Source organism: Litchfieldella qijiaojingensis (assembly GCF_014651875.1).
GTDB lineage: Bacteria > Pseudomonadota > Gammaproteobacteria > Pseudomonadales > Halomonadaceae > Litchfieldella > Litchfieldella qijiaojingensis.
Map to the genome: position 1 here is coordinate 1 of NZ_BMXS01000056.1, position 3228 is coordinate 3228.

Sequence of the window (3228 nt, forward strand, 5' to 3'; positions counted from 1 at the left end):
TGCTGGAGTCGATTGGCAACATACCACCCGCTGAGGCGGAAGCTCGCTACTATCAACAAAGTACCGAGTCCGCTCAGGCAGCGTGACTCAAACGAGAAAGTCTCCGAGATAGTCGGGGCGGTTCACACTCTCAAGAGCAGAGAGTTTACGATTCAATGCAATGCCCGCATTAACGTTCTCGGCTCCGGTGCTTATTCCCTTTGAGGCTACTCTCTCACTAACCCGCGCCTGCAGCCAGTTCCTGATACCCTGAGAGACAGCTCTCGCACCAGCGCCCGCCCCTGTCAGCGTCAAGGCAATGTCGACATCCGTGGTGTCCGGCTTGGCAGCACCGCCCAGGGCGTTCCAATAGGCCCGATCATACATCTCATCCATTGGCGGTGCCGAGGCGCCGATATCGGCGATCTCGCCCTGGTGCTGGGTGGCTTGTGCCGCGCCGTATTGGCGGATGGCCTCCAGCGTACCGAGGCCCTGTGCACCGATGTCCACGTCGTCGAACAGGCCGCTGTCCCGGTACTGGGCGTCCGTGGCCTGGAAGGCGGTGACCGGTTCGCCGTGGGCGGTGATCGGGTCACCGTTGTCCCAGGTCAGCTCCAGGCCGGCGTAGCGGTTCGCCAGGTCGTCCATGGCGACACTGGCGATCTGCAAGTCGTGCAGGAAGCGCTGGTACTGGGGGTTGTTGGCGTTGGAGGTGCTCTCCAGGCCCGCCAGCAGGGCGTCGAACTGGGCCGCCTGCTGCGCGTCGAGTTGCGCGCCGGAGACCAGCGCCATCATGTCGTCCCAGGTGACGCCGTCCAGTTGTGGCGAGCCGAGCCGTTCTTCCAGCGCCGCGGCTTGCTCGGCGAGCAGGGCTTCCTCCTGGGGGTGGCGCCCACGGTTGTAGAGCGTCGAGTACGCGGCGATCGCGGCGCCCTGGGACAAATCGCCGTCTGTCAGTTCGGCGGCGACGATGCCGGTGATTTGCGAGGCGGCGACCAGCAGTTGCGGGTCGTTGTCGACCAACTCGGCCAGGTGCTCCACCAGCGCTTCGTTGGCCCCCGCGGCCAGGGCACCGGTCTTGAAGTCGCCGCCCATGGCTTCGGCAACCGCACCGCCGGCCAGTGCATGCAGGGCGATTTTCTCTGGGCCGCCCTCTGACAAGTCATGGTCGACAGCATAGTCACCCACGGCATGGAACAGCACGCCGGAGACCACATGCGTCAGGGCCTCTTCGAGGCCGGCCTCGAGGTTGTCGCTCAGGCTGCCGCCCTCGATGGCGGTGCTCACACCGGCGTGGATGGCCGATTGCGCGGCGCGCTGACCGGCGAAGCGGGCGATGTCCCCAGCCTTGCTGAGGTCCAGCCTAGTGGTGGCGCCGGTGGCGCTGTTGACATTATCTCCCATGACGCCCTTGGTGACCCCGGCACTGACGGCGGCGATGGCCGCTCCGCGCAGGCTGTCACTCGAGAAGGTGTCGTCGAGGGTGTCACCGAGATCGCCACGGTTGTTGATGGCACTCACCGCGGCGGTGCTGGCCATGCTGGTCAGCGCGGCCGTGGCCGCGACGTTGGCCCAGCCCGCGGCGGCGCCGGCCGACGCGGCGGCCCAGGCGCTGCCGGCGGCGGTGGAGGCCCCCGCCGCCGAGGCGCCACTGGCCACCAGGCCACTGGCGGCGCCGGCGGTGAAGTAGGCCACGACGATGGCGACGACCAGCTGGGCGACACCACTCAGTCCCGAGTGCTCATACTCCCAGCTGTCGTGGATCTCCTTGACCCGCCGCCAGGCGATGTTGCCGCTGCGCTTCTCGTGGGCTTCGGTGTGAACGTCGCTGGCGGCTTCGAAGTGGATGGTGCCGCCGCTGGCCAGCGTCAGGTCACGGCTGCTTAGTCCCGACGAAATACTTTGCCGGTGTTACGGATTTGCCGCTATCAGAAATAAATTTTTAAAGATCAACTATAACTGCCAATTTTGGCTATTAACCTTTTTGACATTAGGAAGTGAGCATCTGCCTCACTTTCTCATCAAGGGCGACAAGCTCATCACCAATAGCCGGCTTATCTACAACATACAACAGCACTCCGTCTTCGCACTTTTCAACAAGATTAACAGTGCCAGTCAACCTCTGAATGACCTTGTCAGCACTCATATTGAAGGCTCTCAAACACAGTTCATTGTCAAAATAGTTGACAGGATGGACTCTAAAAACCGTATCTCGCCCATCGACATCAAGCCCAGTATTCTGAGCTTCTATACAGATATCCTCAAAGTCATCCAAATCCTTATCCAAATCGGCAACTATCATAGCCCTATATGGCAAGAAAGCTTTAACAATCTTGGGAAAAACCTCATTAATAAACCACTTAAAATTGACCTTATCACTATCAAAAGCAATAGTAACGAAGTCATCCGATTTAGCCTTGTCAACTATCGAAGCCTCCCACCTGGGTGCATAAGAGATGGCTCCCTTATACTCAGAGCATAGGCATGATGACAAATCTGTTGCGGCACCATCTGCCTTTCCATCATCAAAATAAGCATCTGACAAAGCTTTGTTATCAGCCCAAAATCCTTTGACTTTTGACAACCGACCCAATATCACCCTGTTCAGATCAGCAATATTTTCTCCCGCCACTGCTCTTCTTCTAAATCTTGCTTCTATATTCATACAAACACCTATTGGCGAACTCGAGTAGAAATGTTAGTAATGCCTAACTCCCTAAGAACCTTCTGCCCCTCACGACGAGCTTCAATTGTAGGGAATTCAATAACACCTCTATAGCCAGGACTTTGAGACAAAGCCTCACTTTTCCTTAAGATACCAGACCTGACATTTTGGGAAATAAATGGCCCTTCACTAGTAGAGAAGGGAACAATCCGTGTCTTCGAGTCGATGAGCTCAATGACTCCGTTTTCAAGCTGCCGAGCACCGTCAAACTTGACATAAGGAGCTCCTTGTGGGTTGGGGTTATCATACCGCAAAGCAGGAACCTGACGTTGCCCCGTTTGAATATCACTATAAGCGCCTGTCGTCCCTGACTCAAAGTCCCTCGCTCGTTGCATAGCAGTGTTACGAGGTTTGCCCAAGTTTTCATCGACAAAAACCAACCGACGCTTATTTGGGGTGAACCGCCCCGGGATTCCCGGAGACTCCATTTCTTGAGAGGATGGAGTGATGACAACATCGAAGAAATACTCACCTGAGGTGAGGGAACGGGCGGTTCGGATGGTGCGCGAGCACCAGGATGAATA

At 57.4% G+C, this 3228-nt stretch carries 3 protein-coding genes; all 3 read right to left on the bottom strand.

Going from position 1 to position 3228, the window contains the following annotated elements:
- Positions 1-87: 87 nt before the first annotated feature.
- Positions 88-1674, bottom strand: coding sequence for a DUF637 domain-containing protein (locus tag IE093_RS22105; RefSeq protein WP_189473083.1), 1587 nt, complete (start codon positions 1672-1674; stop codon positions 88-90).
- A gap of 295 nt (positions 1675-1969) precedes the next feature.
- Positions 1970-2644 (bottom strand): hypothetical protein, encoded by a 675-nt coding sequence (locus IE093_RS22110; RefSeq protein WP_189473085.1) that lies wholly within the window; start codon positions 2642-2644, stop codon positions 1970-1972.
- Positions 2645-2652: 8 nt separating this feature from the next.
- Positions 2653-3228 (bottom strand): hypothetical protein (locus tag IE093_RS22595; RefSeq protein WP_229803902.1); only part of this gene is annotated, 576 nt, incomplete at its 5' end.